The 14,834-nt window shown below is 69.2% G+C and carries 12 protein-coding genes; 7 read left to right on the top strand and 5 right to left on the bottom strand.

Features of this window, described 5'->3' with window-relative positions; genetic code table 11:
• Positions 1 to 30: 30 nt before the first annotated feature.
• The 5 genes from ACFLIT_RS16535 (at position 31) to ACFLIT_RS16555 (ending at position 5,010) form a co-directional block, all read left to right on the top strand.
• Positions 31 to 987, top strand: coding sequence for an outer membrane factor lipoprotein domain-containing protein (locus tag ACFLIT_RS16535; RefSeq protein WP_479912368.1), 957 nt, complete (start codon positions 31 to 33; stop codon positions 985 to 987).
• A 9-nt stretch (positions 988 to 996) separates the two neighbouring features.
• The gene (locus tag ACFLIT_RS16540; protein WP_479912369.1) at positions 997 to 2,163 is read left to right on the top strand and encodes an efflux RND transporter periplasmic adaptor subunit; all 1,167 of its coding nucleotides are present in this window, start codon (positions 997 to 999) and stop codon (positions 2,161 to 2,163) included.
• Between the two features lie 109 nt (positions 2,164 to 2,272).
• Complete coding sequence (gene mdoH, locus ACFLIT_RS16545) at positions 2,273 to 4,084, top strand: glucans biosynthesis glucosyltransferase MdoH (RefSeq protein WP_479912370.1); 1,812 nt, start codon at positions 2,273 to 2,275, stop codon at positions 4,082 to 4,084.
• Between the two features lie 12 nt (positions 4,085 to 4,096).
• Positions 4,097 to 4,387, top strand: coding sequence for a hypothetical protein (locus ACFLIT_RS16550; protein ID WP_479912371.1), 291 nt, complete (start codon positions 4,097 to 4,099; stop codon positions 4,385 to 4,387).
• A 137-nt stretch (positions 4,388 to 4,524) separates the two neighbouring features.
• Positions 4,525 to 5,010 carry a DUF4136 domain-containing protein gene (locus tag ACFLIT_RS16555; RefSeq protein ID WP_479912372.1) on the top strand — a complete coding sequence of 162 codons (486 nt, stop codon included), beginning with the start codon at positions 4,525 to 4,527 and terminating at the stop codon, positions 5,008 to 5,010.
• On the opposite strand, the gene ACFLIT_RS16560 is transcribed toward ACFLIT_RS16555, so the two are convergent.
• From ACFLIT_RS16560 to ACFLIT_RS16570, 3 genes are read right to left on the bottom strand one after another with little or no spacing between them, the layout of a single operon-like run.
• Positions 5,007 to 7,277 carry a CHASE2 domain-containing protein gene (locus ACFLIT_RS16560; RefSeq protein WP_479912373.1) on the bottom strand — a complete coding sequence of 757 codons (2,271 nt, stop codon included), beginning with the start codon at positions 7,275 to 7,277 and terminating at the stop codon, positions 5,007 to 5,009. The genes ACFLIT_RS16555 and ACFLIT_RS16560 overlap by 4 nt on opposite strands.
• Before the next feature lie 55 nt (positions 7,278 to 7,332).
• On the bottom strand, positions 7,333 to 8,652 hold the full coding sequence (locus ACFLIT_RS16565; RefSeq protein WP_479912374.1) for a FecR domain-containing protein: 1,320 nt from the start codon (positions 8,650 to 8,652) through the stop codon (positions 7,333 to 7,335).
• Positions 8,649 to 9,377, bottom strand: coding sequence for a response regulator transcription factor (locus ACFLIT_RS16570; protein ID WP_479912375.1), 729 nt, complete (start codon positions 9,375 to 9,377; stop codon positions 8,649 to 8,651). Before ACFLIT_RS16570 ends, ACFLIT_RS16565 begins: the two co-directional genes overlap by 4 nt.
• 425 nt (positions 9,378 to 9,802) lie before the next feature.
• Between ACFLIT_RS16570 and ACFLIT_RS16575 the strand changes: the two genes are divergently transcribed.
• Complete coding sequence (locus ACFLIT_RS16575) at positions 9,803 to 10,684, top strand: HWE histidine kinase domain-containing protein (RefSeq protein WP_479912376.1); 882 nt, start codon at positions 9,803 to 9,805, stop codon at positions 10,682 to 10,684.
• A gap of 79 nt (positions 10,685 to 10,763) precedes the next feature.
• Here ACFLIT_RS16575 and ACFLIT_RS16580 read toward each other — a convergent pair whose 3' ends face one another.
• Together ACFLIT_RS16580 and mdoH (ACFLIT_RS16585) are read right to left on the bottom strand one after the other, a co-directional pair.
• Positions 10,764 to 11,342, bottom strand: coding sequence for a phasin family protein (locus ACFLIT_RS16580; RefSeq protein WP_479912377.1), 579 nt, complete (start codon positions 11,340 to 11,342; stop codon positions 10,764 to 10,766).
• A 167-nt stretch (positions 11,343 to 11,509) separates the two neighbouring features.
• A complete protein-coding gene (mdoH, locus tag ACFLIT_RS16585) occupies positions 11,510 to 13,537 on the bottom strand; it encodes a glucans biosynthesis glucosyltransferase MdoH (RefSeq protein WP_479912378.1) in 2,028 nt (675 codons plus the stop codon).
• 362 nt (positions 13,538 to 13,899) lie between these two features.
• On the opposite strand from mdoH (ACFLIT_RS16585), the gene ACFLIT_RS16590 reads away from it, so the two are divergent.
• Positions 13,900 to 14,799: a Gfo/Idh/MocA family protein gene (locus ACFLIT_RS16590; RefSeq protein WP_479912379.1), complete on the top strand. Its 900-nt coding sequence runs from the start codon at positions 13,900 to 13,902 to the stop codon at positions 14,797 to 14,799.
• Positions 14,800 to 14,834: the final 35 nt, after the last annotated feature.

A 14,834-nucleotide genomic window follows, 5' to 3' on the forward strand; every position in this document is an offset into this window, starting at 1 on the left:
TCCAAGGCTGAGCTAATGCGTTGAGCGACTATGCGATCTGAGCGCCGCCTGACTGTTGCCGTGCTGCTGGCGGGCCTTCTGGCCGGTTGCGCCCAACCCTTGACCCTGGCGGAGCTGAATCTCACCGACAGCTACTACGCCAGCGAACCTGACGCCGCGCCGCTGCAGCCGGCGACGCTGGCGCGTTGCTGGAACTGGCTGGACGACGAACGGCTTGGCGAGTTGGAGGACGGCGAGGGCCTGACGCCCGCGACCAAGGCCGAGATCGCGACGCGCTATAGCCTGATGCGCGCGCGGCAGACGCAGATCGAGAACGCCCGCGCCTATCTGGCCGCCCAGCAGGACAATCTGGAAATCGCCCGCTTCCGCGAGCAGGCGGGGCTGGTGACGACGCGGGACGCCGTGCAGGCCGACGCCGAGCGGGCGCGGGTCGCCGCGACCATTCCGGCCCTGGAGGCGGGCATCGCCGCCGACGCCAGTCGCATCGCCGTGCTCGGCGGCCAGGCGCCCGTCGCCCTGCGCGACCGGCTGGTGCTGCCGGGACCGATCCCCACCGAGCCCGCCGAGATCGCGGTGGGCACGCCGTCCGACCTCCTGACCCGGCGGCCCGATCTGGTGGAAGCGGCCAAGCGGATGCAGACGGCGTGGCTCAAGGCGGCGTCGCCGCAAGAGGAATATCGCACGGCCGTGCTGGCGGCCCTGGAAGACGTCGAGGACGCGCGCTCGACCTTCGCCGGTTCCGTGGCGCGCGCCCTGAGCCTCTCCACCGCCGAACAGAAGGCCGCCGAATTAGCGCGACTGACGCGGGCGCAGTATCGCGACGGTCAAGCCGACTACGCGGCGCTGTCCGGCGCCGAGACCGCCTTGCTGGATACCCGTAACGCCCTGGCGACGGCTCGGGCCGAGCGGGCCGGGGCGGCGATCGGGCTTTGCGTCGCCCTGGGCGGAGGCGCGAGCCTGCCGGCCGCCAAGTCGGTGGCGAAGTAGGACCCGGTCATGGCGCCTTCGGTGATCGACGAGTTCCTCGGGGCGCGGCCCACTTCGAAGTGGCGCCGTCGCCTGTCGTGGATTCTCGCGGCCGCCGCGGCGGTGGTGGCGATCGTGCTGATCGGCCGGTTCGTCAATGGCGGTGAGGCGACTCGCTACGCCACGGCGGCGGTGCGTCGGGGCGACCTTCAGCAGGCCGTGGTGGGGGCGGGGACCCTGCAACCGATGAGCCGCGGCGTGGTGGCCGCGCCCGCCGGGGGCGTGATGCTGGAGGTGCTGGTGCGGCCGGGCGACCGCATCGTCGCGCAGCAGGTGATCGCGCGCCTCGACCCCGCTGCGGCCGTGGCGGCTGTAAGCGAGAGCGAGGCGCTGATCGCGACCCGCGCCGCGACGCTGGGCAAGGCGCAGGCCGCCGCCCAGGAGGCGCGAGACAAGCTGGGCCGGTTCGAGGCCGTGCGGCGGGAGTCCGACAACAAGGTTCCATCGGATCGGGAGATGGGGCAGGCGCGGGACGCCGCGCGCCGGGCGACCGACGCGGTCTCGACCGCGCAGGTCGAACTGGACGCGGCGCGGGCGACCCTGGTCGAACGCCAGGCCGATGTCGCCGCCGCCGACATCAAGGCGCCGTCCGATGGGGTGATCGAGCGCGTGCTGACCGCGCCGGGCCGGTCGACGACCGTCGATCAGCCGCTGTTCGATATCGCCGCGCCGCCCGGGCGGCTGCTGATGGAAGTGATGGTCGACGCCAAGGCGGCGCAAACGCTGAAGGCCGGCACGACCGCCGAGGTGACCCCAAAGGGCGGCAAGCGGGCCTACGCCGCGCGGGTGACCACCGTGCGTCCGTCGCGGACGGCCGGGACGGAGCAGGTCATCGTCGCCCTCGACGTCGACAACGCCGACCTGGCGCTCAAGCCCGAGATGAGCGCCGACGCCCGCATCGGTCAGGGCGTGCGTCGCGATGTGCTCCTCGTGCCCGAGGCGGCGCTGCTATTCGGCAAGGCGAGCGATGCGCGGCGGGCGACGGAGGGTCTGCAAGGGGATGCGGTCTATGTGCTGGGCGAGCAGGGCGCGCCACGCCGGGTCGCCGTGACCATTGAGGGCGGCGACGGCCAGGATCGCGCTGTCTCATCGCCCAACCTTTCGGCCGGCACGGTCGTGATCGTCGGATTGCGTTGAGGCCGGCGACGCCAAATCGCCGCGAGCGCGTTATGACGGTCAAGCGTCGCCGCGCCACATCCTTACCGTCTTCTTCGACTAGTCCGCCATTTTCGACGCCGAGCCCGGAATGAAGCGCCAGACGCCCTATGTCGCCCTGCCGCCCGAGGCGCCGCTGGAAATGCCTGAGCAGGCGTTCCACGGCCATCCGCTGGCGACCAACGCCGTGCCGACCAGCCCGGCCGATATCTTCGTGCGTCGCTTGTTGCTGATCGTCGCCACCGCCGTGATCGGGCTGACCGCCTCTACGAGCGTTCGGGTGGCGGTGGGGCTGGACGGGGTCGGGCCGCTCGACGTGCTGCTGCTGGCGTTGTTCGTGCCGCTGGTTTCGTGGATCGCCTTCGGTTTCGTGGCCGGGTGCGCGGGCTTTCTGAAGTTGATCACCGGCGAACATCCGGGTTTCACCCCGATCCCCCGCCCGGAGAGCGCCTTGCGGCAGAAGACGGCGGTACTGATGCCGGTGCACAACGAGCCGGTGGAGGCGACCTTCGGACGGGTCGAGGCCATGGCGCGATCGATCGCCGACGCCGGGGCGGCCGAATTCTTCGACTTTTTCATCCTCAGCGACTCCAACGCCATCCACGGACGGCATGAGGAGGAGGCCTGGGCGCAGCTTTCGGCGCGTGCGCCGATCCGCGTCTACTATCGCCGCCGGACCCAGAACATCCGCAAGAAGCCGGGCAATGTCGCCGACTGGATCCGCCGCTTCGGCGGGGCCTACGAGCACATGATCGTGCTCGACGCCGACAGCATGATGAGCGGCAGCGCCATGGTCGGCATGGCCTCGATCATGGAGAGCAAGCCGACGGTCGGCCTCCTTCAGACCGTGCCCAACATCGTGGGCGCCCATACCCTGTTCCAGCGCTGGATGCAGTTCGCCACCTATGCCTATGGGCCGATCGCCTCGGCGGGACTGCTGTGGTGGTCCGGCGCGGAGTCCAACTTCTGGGGCCACAACGCCATCGTGCGCACGCGCGCCTTCGCCGACTGCTGCGGCCTGCCGGACCTGCCGGGCAAGCCTCCGTTCGGCGGCCTGATCCAGAGCCATGACATGGTCGAGGCGGCGCTGCTGCGCCGGCGCGGCTGGGCGGTGCACATGGTGATGATCGACGGCAGCTACGAGGAGTTTCCGCCCACGGTGATCGACCACGCGATCCGCGACCGTCGCTGGGCGCAGGGCAATCTGCAGCACCTGCGGCTGCTGGACTCCACCGGCTTTCACTGGATCAGCCGGCTGCATCTGCTGGTCGGGGCCTCGGCCTACATGACCGCTCCGGCCTGGCTGCTGCTGCTGATCGTGCAGATCGCCCAGGCCTTCCTGGGGGGGAGCGACCTCCTGCTCGGCGGGCCGCCGGCCGGCGTGCTGGTGCTGACCCTGGTCTGCCTGTTCGGGGTGAAGGTGATGAGCGTGGTCTGGTTGCTGGCCGACGGCGACCGGCGGCGGTTGTTCGGCGGGGCCTATTCGATCGTGCGCTCGGCGCTGCTGGAAATCGTGCTGTCGATCCTGCTGGCCCCGGTGGCGATGGTGAACCAGACCAAGGCGCTGATCGGCCTGCTGCTGGGCATCAAGTCGGAATGGGCGCCGCAGAGCCGGGAGTCCGAGGGGCTGACCCTGCGCGAGGTGCTGCCGAAGACCCGCGAGCACCTGGCGCTCGGCCTGGCGTTCCTGATCGCCAGCGTCTTCAACCCCGTGCTGGGCTTGTGGTTGTCGCCCGTGACCCTCGGCCTTCTGGCGGCGCCCTGGCTGATCACCATGACCTCAAGCGGCCGGCTGGGAACCAAGGCGCACGAAAGCGGTCTGTTCATCGTACCGCCGCCGGCCATCGACGAGGCGCCGGAGTTCACGCCCGCCCCGCCCGCGACGCTGGCGGTGGCGACCTGAGATCCGCCAAGCATGACCGACCGCAACCAAGCCTTCCTCGACAGTCTGGGCGCCGCCTCGCCGCCGAGCGACACGCCGCGCCTGGCGGTCGCCATCTGGCATGGCCTGCGCGGCGAGTGGCAGGCCGCCCACGACATCGCCGAGGCCGACCACACGCGGGACGGCGCCTGGGTGCACGCCTGGCTGCACCGCATCGAGGGCGACCTGGCCAACGCGGGCTACTGGTATCGGCGGGCGGAGAAGCCGAGGGCCGACGGCGGCACGCGCGAGGAGGGCGAGCGGATCGCGCGAGCGCTGCTCTAGGCGCCGGAGAGCGCCGCGCTTGGTAAACAACAGTAAACCGGACGTTGTAGAAGTGGCCGGGTGCTCTGATTGAGGGTAGCCGTAACCACGGTGATGGTATGCGCGTCAGGTTCTTGATTTCGGCTGTCGGAGCGCTTTTGAGCGCATGCGCCTCAAGCGGGCAGACCCTGGAGGTCAGCGGGCCGGGGCCGGATTGGGCGGGGCCGGCGAGCTTCAGCCTCGATTTCGCGCGGCCGGAGAACCGGGCGGCCGGATACGAGGGAGATTCTTCCCTGCGGCAGATCGCCATGCGCCGGCTCATCGAGAGGGGGCTGGCCCCCGCGCCCGCCGCGTCCGGCCGCTATCTTGTCGAACTCGGCTACAGCGTGCGCCCGATGACGGTGGGAGCCTATGTCGGGACGGCGCAGGCGGGATCGACCTGGCTGGATGCGCCGGTGCGGCCCGGCTGGAGAAAGCCCGACGAGGTCTGCACCCTGACCCTGCGGTTCACCGAAACCTCGTCCGACAAGGAGGTCTTTCGGGTGAGGGCGGCCGACCGGGGCGGGAAGGCCGGTTGCGAAAGCCTTGCGCCGCGTCTGCTCGATGTGGCGCTGGCGGCGCTGCCGCCTCGCCCCGCGCCCTAGACTTCCGGTGTGGCGTCGGCGTCCTCGGCGTGCATCGGAAAGCGGATCGTGAAGGTCGTGCCCTGATCGAGCCGGCTTTCGCAGGCGATGCTTCCGGCATGCCGGGAAATGACGGCGTGAACGAAGCTCAGGCCCAGGCCGGCGCCGTCCGCCTCCGCGTCGGAGCGTCCCGGCGCGCGAGCGAACCGTTCGAACAGGCGCAGGCGTTGAGGCTCCGACATGCCTCGTCCGGTATCGGAAATCGTGCAGACGATTTCGCCGGGTTCCGATGCGCCGCGTTCCAGCCGCCAGACCACCCGCCCGCCCGGTTCGGTGAATTTGATCGCATTGTGCTGCAGGTTGATGAGCGCGCGGGTGATGAGGCTGCGATCCGCCCGGATCAGCCATTCCTCCTCGCAGCCCTCGGTTTCGACGACGACGTCTCGCGCCTTGGCTTGCGGCCACAGATCGTCGACAGCGTCGAGCACCAGGGCGCCGAGGTCGACCACCTCCATGGTCAGGATCGACTGCTCGGCGCGGGCGAGGTGAACGAAATTGTCCGCCAGTTTGAGAGTGCGTTGGGCGTAGCCGGCGATCTTTTCTCCGAGGTCGCCGGAAAGGGCGTCGGGCGCCTGCTGCCTCAGAAGGGTGAGGATCGAGACCTGCGGTGACCGCATGTCATGGGTGAGCAGCTGGAGGACCTGTTCGCGCTCTTCGCCCGCCGCCTTGAGCTCGGTGATGTCGGTGAAGCGCAGAACATGCCCCACCACTTGCCGACTGGCGTTGCCCAGCGGCGTGGCGCGGAAGTTGAACGAACGTCCATCCGGGAGGGTCATCTGACGATCCCGCGTGTCGCTCGCCGCCGATGGCGACGCATCCTGGAAGAGGGCGAGCAGGTCGGCCAGGTTCGCGCCGGTCGTCGAGGCGGTCCCCATGCTCGCGAAAAGAGCCTCAGCTTCGCGGTTGGCGAAGGCGACGCGCCTGTCGAGCCCGACGACAAGCACGGCGTCGGGCAGGCCTTGTAGGGAGTCGGTCGCGAGCATCCGTGCATCGCGAGCCCGACTGATCGCCAGATGCAGCAGCGCGGCCCGGCGCGCCACGGGATCGCTGGTGGGAGGCGTTCCGTCCGCCGGAGCCGTGGGCCAGAGGTCGCGTTCCCGAGCGAACTGCTGCAGTTCACCGAGCATGTAGGCGCTGCTGGCCTCCAGACGCCGCCAACTCCATAGCGGATAGGCTAGCAACAGCCCCGCCAGCGCCGGAATGGGGGAGGCCCAGGTCCGCGCGCCTAGGAACAGCGCGGCCGAAACGACGAGGGTGGCGACGAGCAGCACCAGCCCCAGGATCATGTTCGCGCGGGGCGGCAGCTTCAGGAATCCGGCCAGGAGGAGGGCGAGCGGCGCCAGGGACAGCAGGACCAGGGGCGTGGTCGGCAGGGCCGCGATCGACCGCCCGGAGATCAGGGTGTCGAGCAGATTGGCCTGCAACTCCACACCGGACATCGCCTCGCCGGCGGACAGTGGGGTGGCGTATCGGTCGCCGAGACCGTCGGCCGTGGCGCCGACCAGCACCAGCTTGTCTCTTAGAAACTCAGGCGGGGTCTCGCCGCGCATAAGATCGACCGCGGAGATCGTGCGATAGGTTCCGGCCGGTCCGGCGAAGGAGATCGCCACGGGATCCCTCTGCGTCAGGCCGCCGAGGCTCGGCCGGCCGGCCTCGGCGAGAGACGAGGCGGCCTGGGCGCCGAGTTGGAGGCGCTGCATCAGGTGCGGCCAGCGCCGGTCGCCGTCGCCGACGTCGCGGAACGCTCTTCGCACGATGCCGTCCTGGTCGAACGCCACGTTGACGTGCCCGAGTCCGGCCGCCGCCTGGCGCGCCGGCGGGATCGGCAAGGCCACGTCATAGGGCGCGCCGTTGGCGCCTGGGACGTTGAAGGTGACCGGCAGATAGGTGGGCGAGGCGGCTTTCAGCGCCTTGGCGAGCGCCTCGTCCTCCCCGGCCTGCCTGTCCGGCTCCAGGAACAGGACATCGTAGGCGATGGCCTTCGGCCTGGCCTCGGCGAGGCGTTGGAGCAGTTCCGCGTGACGGGCGCGCGGCCAGGGCCAGCGGCCGATCTCGCCGACCGACCTATCGTCGATGCCGACAATCACGATCTCGTCCCGAGGCGCATGGACCGCCCACTTCGACAGGGCGTCGTAGACGAGGTTGTCGGCGCGGGTCGTCCACTGGCCGGCGATCAGTCCGATGACGAGCACCGCCGAAAGGACGGCGACGACGAACCATTCGCTCAAGGCGCGTAGAGGCCCGGCGGTGGGGCCCGATGAGGGTGACGCGGGTTCGGGCGGGTCAGCCGTCAAAGCGGAAGAGCTCCGGCGGCGACCACTTGTCGATGCGACGGCCCCCGCGGACCGTCCGCGACATCACGCGCCAGCTATAAACGCCCGGCTGCAGGTCCGTGACCGTGATCTCCGGCGTGGACAGCGCCATCTGATCGATCATCGGTTGCGGGCTGTCGCCGCGATAGAGTTGGAACCGGTAGTTCCGCGTTCCTTCGCCGGCCGCCTGCCAACGAAATACGAAGCGACGGGTCTGATCGCCGGTGGCGATTGTCGGCGGCGACAACGACAAGGTGTTGAGGGTCCGGTCGATGGCGTAGGTCGCCGGCCTGCCTTCCAGACGGTTCTCGTCGATAGCGCTGAGCTTGATGAAGTAGGCCCCGTCGCCCAGCCCATCGAAACGGGCGTGGGGGTCCGGCGTGGTGGTCTCGCCCAGCATGTCGATGAAGCCGGCGTCGGCCGCCAGCCGCACGCGATAGGCCCGCGCCTGAGCGAGGGGCGCGATATCCAGGTTCAGCGAGGCCTCGTCGAAGGCCCGGTCGGCCTGCAGCAGGCTCGGCGGCGGCAACAGCGCGGTCACCGGCCCGCCGCCGGCGAGATCGGAGCCCGATCCGAAGCCCGCCGGAACGGCGGTCGGCGGAGTGTCAGCGCTGCTGACCATCACGGTTCCGGCCAGCACTTCGGTCGCCGCGTGCTGTTGCTGCGCGTCGTAGTGGACGTTGAACTCTGTGCCGCGCACGGCGGAGACCGACAGCGGCGTCCGCACGATGTAGCTGTCCTGCGGCGTCTTCAGAGGGGCGACGTTCGACTCCCCGCGGCCGGCTTCCACGACCAGCGCGCGCTGCAGCGCGCCGGTCATCAGCACGCGCTGCAACCGCTCTATGCGAATGCGCGATTGCGAGGGGATGGCCATGTAGGAGCCGTCCGTCATTTCCAGCCGCGCGAAGGCGTTGGCGCCGGTCGCGATGACGACGCCCTGGGCGAGCGGCATGCCGATCACGGGGGGCAGCGCCTTGCCGCCGCCGGTGATCCGCACCGCGCCGCGATAGGCGCTGAGGCGCACGTCGATCGGGGTGGTGCGCAGCAGCCGGACCGGCACCCTGAGGGGGAAGCCGACACGAAGCCTCTTCGGGTTGGCGATGCGGTTCATGCGTTGGACGACGCGGTAGTCGTCCTGGCGAAGAAGGTAGGCGCCCGCGAGGTCGTAGAGCGTGTCGCCGCGCTCGACGATGTAGACCTCGACGTCGTCGTCGGCCGCGGCGCCGGCCGCGGGAAAAGCCGACGCCAGGGCCAGGGCCGCGGCGACGGCCCAGGTCGAGACCCGGATCATTCGATGACGACCATGCGGCTCACGTCGATGCGTTCGAGCCGATAGCCGAAGCTATAGACCGGCGTCAGGCGAAAGCCCCGATCCGGGCGCAGGTCGAGCTTGGTCCGGACGCGCGAGACATGCATGTCCAAGGTCCGGGTGGGCAGGCTGGGATTACGTCCCCAGACCCGCTCGAGGATGTAGGCCCGCGACAGGGGGCGGTGGAGGTTTCTGAAAAGGAGCAGCGCCACGGCGAACTCCTTGGAGGTCAGGGTGACCAGCTTGCCGTCGACGCGGACGGTGTCGGTGGTCGTGTCGAACGCGTAGTCGCCGAACACCTGCACTTGCTGGGTTTCGCGTATGGGCGCCGCGCGCCGCAGCACGGCGCCCACGCGGGCCACGAGCACATCGGGCTGAAAGGGCTTGATGATGAAATCGTCGGCGCCCGCCTCGAGGCCTTTCACGACGTCCGCGGCGGTGGACCGGCTGGTGAGCAGCATGATGGGCGGCGGCGTGGCCAGGTTCTCGTGCGCCCAGGACATCAGGTCCAGGCCGGATGCGCCGGGCATGTTCCAGTCGAGAATGAGAAGGTCGAAGGTTTCGCGCCGAAGACTGGCCATCAGGGCGCTGGTCTCAGCGAACGGCAGGCAATCGTGCCCCGCCTCGGCGATGACCGCCGTGACAGCCGCCAATTGAGTTTCATCGTCTTCCAAGGTGGCGATTCTAGCGCGCCCTTCACGCGACATGACGACTCCTGGAGCGTGACTACGAGGTCGTTGTCTAGCAGACAAAGCCGAGCTTGGTGCGATTTTGAATGTAAAGATGTGTAAACCAAGGCCCTCGCCAGGAATGCGCCGTGCTTCGGCATCGCGTTCTCGGGTGCTTGAAGCCACAAAACCTTGTTCGATCATCGTGTTCGCGCGCTGCGGCTTTGCCCATTCCGAGTTTATGTGAGCTGATGCCTGATCCGCGTCCTGGAGATCGGGGTGGATGCTCGCGATTCAGATGTAAACTATTGTAAATCAGGGGGATTGTTGTGGACCGTCCTCGGCCGGCCGCCCTATTCCGATCAGGGGGGCATGGCGGCGCGGCGCTGTTCATAGATGAAATCGACGCCGTCGCCCGAGGCGGAACGCTTGTCGACGAGCGCTTCCACATCAGGAGTGTCGAGATGACCCACCAAGTGGGGATCTGGGAATACGACCCGGTCGCCGATCGTCTTGAGTGGACTTTCCCCGAGGTCCTGCCTTTCGAGAGCATGACGAAGGACGAGCGTCGCAAGATCCTGGAGCCGATCCGTGGCGCGGCCGACGCCAACAGCCGCGGGACCGTTCACGAAGAGCTGCGCGTCGGCGCGCCGGATCGATGGATCGCCCTATATGGACGGCGGATTCCCGACGGGGACGGGCGGACCAAGCTCGTCGGCGTGGTCGTCGATATCAGCGAACAGAAGAGCCAGGCCGCCAAGACCGAGATCGTGATCCACGAGTTGGAGCATCGGGTGCGGAACGCCGCCGCCATCGCCCAATCGCTCGCCATGAGCGTTCTTCGGGAGTCCGGCTCGGTCGCCAACGCCAAGCAAACGCTGAGCGACCATTTCGACACCATGAATCAGCACGCCTTGTCGCTGAACGAAGCGAGCTGGCGGCGGACCACGATCACCGCGATGGTCGAGGTGGCGCTGAAGGAATTGGGCATCGGCGATCGGTGCGACTTGCGGGGGCCGCCGGCGGAAGTCAGCGCCTCGGTGGCGCGCGCGCTTTACATGGCGGTTCATGAACTCGCGACCAACGCCATGAAGTATGGGGCTCTGGCGACCGCGTCGGGTCGTGTGAAACTCTCCTGGCGCCGGATGGAAGACCGACACGCAGCCATTTTCGAGTGGCGGGAGGTGGGCGGCGCCATCGGGAAGGCGTCATCCATCGAAGGATACGGCTCAAGCCTGCTCAACACCGTGCTGAGGGCCGAGCAGACGAGGGTGGATTACAGCTTCAGCAAGACCGGCCTTGTCTGTGCGCTGGTCGGCGTGCCGCTCTGCGCCGTCCCGGCCTAGATCATAGGCCTGACGTAACCAAAGCGATTGAAGGGCGGCCCGGCCAGGCCGCCCTTCGTCGGATCGGCGCGCCCCGGCCTCAGGCCGCGGCGACGGACGCCTCGCGGGGGACGGCGCCCAAACGGTCGATGTTGTCTTCCCACAGACGCAAGGTCGCGCGGGCGAGACGTTGCTGGGCCTCGGCGAGCTCTTCTAGGCCGCCCCAGACGAGACTGCGGTGCGCGGCGATGAAGGCTTCCGGGGAGCGCGCGCCGGTCAGGGCCTGGATGCGTTCCAGGCTGCGCTCGGCGCCCTGCTGGGCCACGGCGACCCATTCGATCGAGATATCGCGCAGGCGACCAGCGGCCGAGAGGCCCATGTTGGTCATCGCCTGCAGGCCTTGACCCGACCGCTCGACGGCTTCGGCGGCGCCGGCCGACCACACCTGGACGCCTTCGCCCGCCCGATCCGCCGCCGTGCGGGCGAGGGACTGGGCGGTTTCGACCGAGGCCTTGGCCGCCTCGGCGCCGGCGTCGGCTGCATCGAGACCGGTGTTGAGGGCGGTTTTGGAGGCGGTGGTCATCTGATCGACGGCGGCCTTGGCGCCGCGTTGGGTCGTGTCGGTCGCCTTGGCGAGGTCGTCGCCGATGCGCGTGGAGGTATCCGAGGGGATGCTCATGGGCTCGCTCCGGGGAAAAGGTGGGATGGGCGATCCGAAAACGCGACGGGGCGACATTCGATGCGACCGTTTTCGCAGATGCAGCAAACTTCTTGGAACCGTCGCGAAAACGAAGAAGGGCGGCCCGCGATGGGCCGCCCTTTGACGTTTCGTCGATGGGTATAGGTTTAGCGCGACGGCTCCGACGCCGCGCGGGCGGAGGCCTGAACCGGCTCGCGACCGCCGACGGGCCAGGGGGTGGCGATCTCCGCGGGGGCGGCGACGCCGAGGGCCTGGCGTAGGATGCGCGGCGGGCGGGTCTCGTTGGGCGTGAGGAACACGCCGCGGTCCTTCAGGGCCAGGCCCAGCTTGCGGCTGCCGCCGATGACGGCCAGCGGCACGGCGATGACCAGGCCGGCCAGCAGGGGGGCGGTGCCCGTGAGCAGGTCCGGCGTGAACCAGAAGGCGAGGGTGAGGGTGACGCCGGCGGCGCTGATCCAGCCGATGGCGTTGGAGGCTTCGTCCCAGCCGATGCTGTGGGCGTCGCGGCGCTGGCGGGCCCAGCCGGAGCACTTGCCGGCAAGGATTTCGACCAGGGCGCGGGTCTGGGTGAACATCAGCAGCGGGGCGATCAGGGCCGAGAGGACCATTTCGAGGCTGAGGCTGCCGACGACCTTCCAGCCGCCGCCGAACTTCGCCCGTTCGGCGCGGTCGCGCAGGATCAGCAGGCTGCCCAGGATTTTCGGCCCGAACAGCAGGATGGCGGTGATGATGAAAGCCCAGGCGGTGGCCTGGATCTCCTGCCAGTTGACCATGGCGTGCACGGCCGCCTCGACGTCGGCCCATTGGAAGGCGGCCTTCTTCAGGCCCGGCAGCAGCAGGCGCGAAACGACGCCGAACGACAGGGCCAGGAACCACAGGGGCGACAGCAGATAGGCCAGGCCGCCCAGAGCCAGATGCAGGCGGCTGAGCCAGTGCAGGCCAGGGGTGCCGATCAGCGGCATGTGCTGCACGTTGCCCTGGCACCAGCGACGGTCGCGCGCGGCGAAGTCGAGCAGGTTGGAGGGCGACTCCTCGTAGGAGCCTTCGAGGTAGGGCGCGAGGTGAACGGCCCAGCCCGAGCGACGCAGCAGGGTGCTTTCCAGGGCGTCGTGGCTCATCACCTCGCCGCTGAACGGGCGCACGCCCGGCAGGACCGGCAGGCCGCAGGTCTCGGCGAAGGCGCGGACGCGGATGATGGCGTTGTGGCCCCAGAAGCTGGATTCCGAACCCGACCACCAGGCCAGGCCCGTCCAGGCCACGCGGCCGTAGAGGCTGGTGGCGAACTGCAGGCAGCGGGCGAAGACGGTCTGGCTGTTGATCAGCACCGGCATGGTCTGGATCAGGCCGACGTCGGGGTGGCGCTGCATGGCGTCGGCGATGCGGACCATGGCCTCGCCGGTCATCAGGCTGTCGGCGTCGAGCACGATCATGGCGTCGTAGGCGCCGCCGAAACGACGGACCCAATCGGCCACGTTGCCGGCCTTGCGGCCGACGTTCTGCGTGCGCAGGCGATAGTAGACATTGCAGGCGGCTTCGCGGCGGAAGCGGACGTAGTGCGACTGCTCGGCCAGGGCGACCGCGGGCTCACGCGTGTCGCTGAGCACGAACATGTCGAACAGGTTGGAGGCGCCGGCCTCGGCGAGGCTGGCGTCCATGGCCCGCAGGCGGGCGAACACGGCCGAGGCGTCCTCGTTGTGCACCGGCATCAGAATGGCGGTGCGGATCGTGGGGCGCGGCAGCGGCAGGCTGTCGTCGATGCCGAGCGGATCGCGCGGCTTGCCGAGCAGGATGGTGAAGCCGGCGACGGCGGTGCAGAACCACAGCGACAGGGCCGCGAACAGCGGGGCCAGCAGGACGAGGCAGATGGCTTCCAGGCGGGTGACGCCGCCGAGCGCGATGGTGTTGTAGGTCGCCACCCAGCCCAGGAAGGCGACGACGATGGCCGCGCCGAAGACGAGGCCGCGGCGGCGCACGATATCGGCCGGCGAACTGGCCGGGGCGGACGCCTTGGCGCCGCGCCAGTCGGTCAGCGGGCGCACCGGCATGGCCAGGGGAGCGTCCGGCGGCACGTCGACGTTGACGATAGGGGCGCTGACCGCGGCGGTCGGGCCGGAGATCGAGGCCGTGAAGGCCTGCTCGAGGGCCAAGCTGCCGCGCTCGTCCTGATGGTCCATCCGTCCGCCTCGACTGACTCAATGCTCAGATCGCCGGGCGGGGAGTCGCCGGCAGGGATACAGTAACTGGCCGATCACGAATTCGCTACCGGAAATGTGAACTGTCTCGCGGATGCGATGTCGCAGCTTGGCCTTAACCGCGCGCGGGCGACCTATGCCCTGCAGAGTTTTGCGAATCTCCTAACCGAATCAACGACCCCATGCGCTTGGCGCGCGATCGGCGGCGGCGCCGCGTTGCGGCGTGAAACTGGGGTGGAACGTCGATTGGGGCTCGAAATCCGTCGTTTCCAGGCTAGAAGTCCGTGAATGCTCCGTGATTGGGCGCACGCTCGGCTCACGGGCCGGTGAACAGGAGTTGCGGGATGTCGGGTGAACTGCGCGGCGGCGTGATCGGGGCCGGGGTGTTCGGCGGCTATCACGCCAAGAAGTACGCCGAGCTCGAAGGCGTGAGCCTGGCGGCGGTGTTCGATGTCGATCTGGCGCGGGCCGAGGCCCTGGCCGGGCCGCTCGGCGCGGCGGCCTTCGACGACATAGCCGGCTTCCTGGCGACGGTGGACGTGGTGACCGTGGCGACGCCGGCCGTGTTCCACGCCGGCGCGGCCTCGGCGGTCCTGGCCGCGGGCAAGCCGGTCTATGTCGAAAAACCGCTCGCGACGACGATGGCCGATGCTTCGAAGGTGCTGGGCGCCGCGCGGGCCAGTGACGTATTGCTCGCCTGCGGCCACCAGGAGCGGGTGGTGTTTCAGGCGATGGGGCTGCTCGATATTCCGGAACGTCCGTTGCGGCTGGAGGCCGTGCGCAAGGGCACGCCGTCGCCACGCAACCTCGATGTTTCAGCCGTGCTGGATCTGATGATCCACGACGTCGATCTCGCGCTGGCGCTGACGCCGGCCGCGCCCGTGGCGGTGATCGCCGAGGGAACGGCCGACGCCGTTCGCGCCGAGGCCACCTTCGACGACGGCTATGTGGTGGTGCTGGAGACCTCTCGGGTGGCGGCCGAGCGTGAACGGACGATCAAGGTCGTCTTCCCTTCCGGCGAGGTTGAGATCGACATGCTGACCCGCGCCTTCCGCAACACCACGCCCTACGCCCTGATCGAGGACTTCACCGACACGCCGGCGGGGCGCGACCCGCTGGGCGCGAGCGTCGGCGGCTTCCTGGCGGCGGTGCGCGGCGAGAGCCCGCGCCCGGTGGTGACGGGCGAGGAGGCGGCCCGGGCGCTGGACCTGGCGCTGAAGATCGAGGCGGCGGCGGGAATTTAGGAGCACCCGCTCTTTCGAAAACACCCGCTCTCCCC

The sequence above is a fragment of the Caulobacter sp. HJHS_5 genome, from assembly GCF_056683955.1.

What these genes read in the sequence shown, in the direction of transcription:
- mdoH (WP_479912370.1), top strand. Translation starts at nt 2,273, where the DNA reads ATGAAGCGCCAGACGCCCTATGTCGCCCTGCCGCCCGAGGCGCCGCTG.
- ACFLIT_RS16535 (WP_479912368.1), top strand. Translation starts at nt 31, where the DNA reads ATGCGATCTGAGCGCCGCCTGACTGTTGCCGTGCTGCTGGCGGGCCTT.
- ACFLIT_RS16540 (WP_479912369.1), top strand. Translation starts at nt 997, where the DNA reads ATGGCGCCTTCGGTGATCGACGAGTTCCTCGGGGCGCGGCCCACTTCG.
- mdoH (WP_479912378.1), bottom strand. Translation starts at nt 13,537, where the DNA reads ATGGACCATCAGGACGAGCGCGGCAGCTTGGCCCTCGAGCAGGCCTTC.
- ACFLIT_RS16590 (WP_479912379.1), top strand. Translation starts at nt 13,900, where the DNA reads ATGTCGGGTGAACTGCGCGGCGGCGTGATCGGGGCCGGGGTGTTCGGC.
- ACFLIT_RS16550 (WP_479912371.1), top strand. Translation starts at nt 4,097, where the DNA reads ATGACCGACCGCAACCAAGCCTTCCTCGACAGTCTGGGCGCCGCCTCG.
- ACFLIT_RS16570 (WP_479912375.1), bottom strand. Translation starts at nt 9,377, where the DNA reads ATGTCGCGTGAAGGGCGCGCTAGAATCGCCACCTTGGAAGACGATGAA.
- ACFLIT_RS16575 (WP_479912376.1), top strand. Translation starts at nt 9,803, where the DNA reads ATGACCCACCAAGTGGGGATCTGGGAATACGACCCGGTCGCCGATCGT.
- ACFLIT_RS16565 (WP_479912374.1), bottom strand. Translation starts at nt 8,652, where the DNA reads ATGATCCGGGTCTCGACCTGGGCCGTCGCCGCGGCCCTGGCCCTGGCG.
- ACFLIT_RS16580 (WP_479912377.1), bottom strand. Translation starts at nt 11,342, where the DNA reads ATGAGCATCCCCTCGGATACCTCCACGCGCATCGGCGACGACCTCGCC.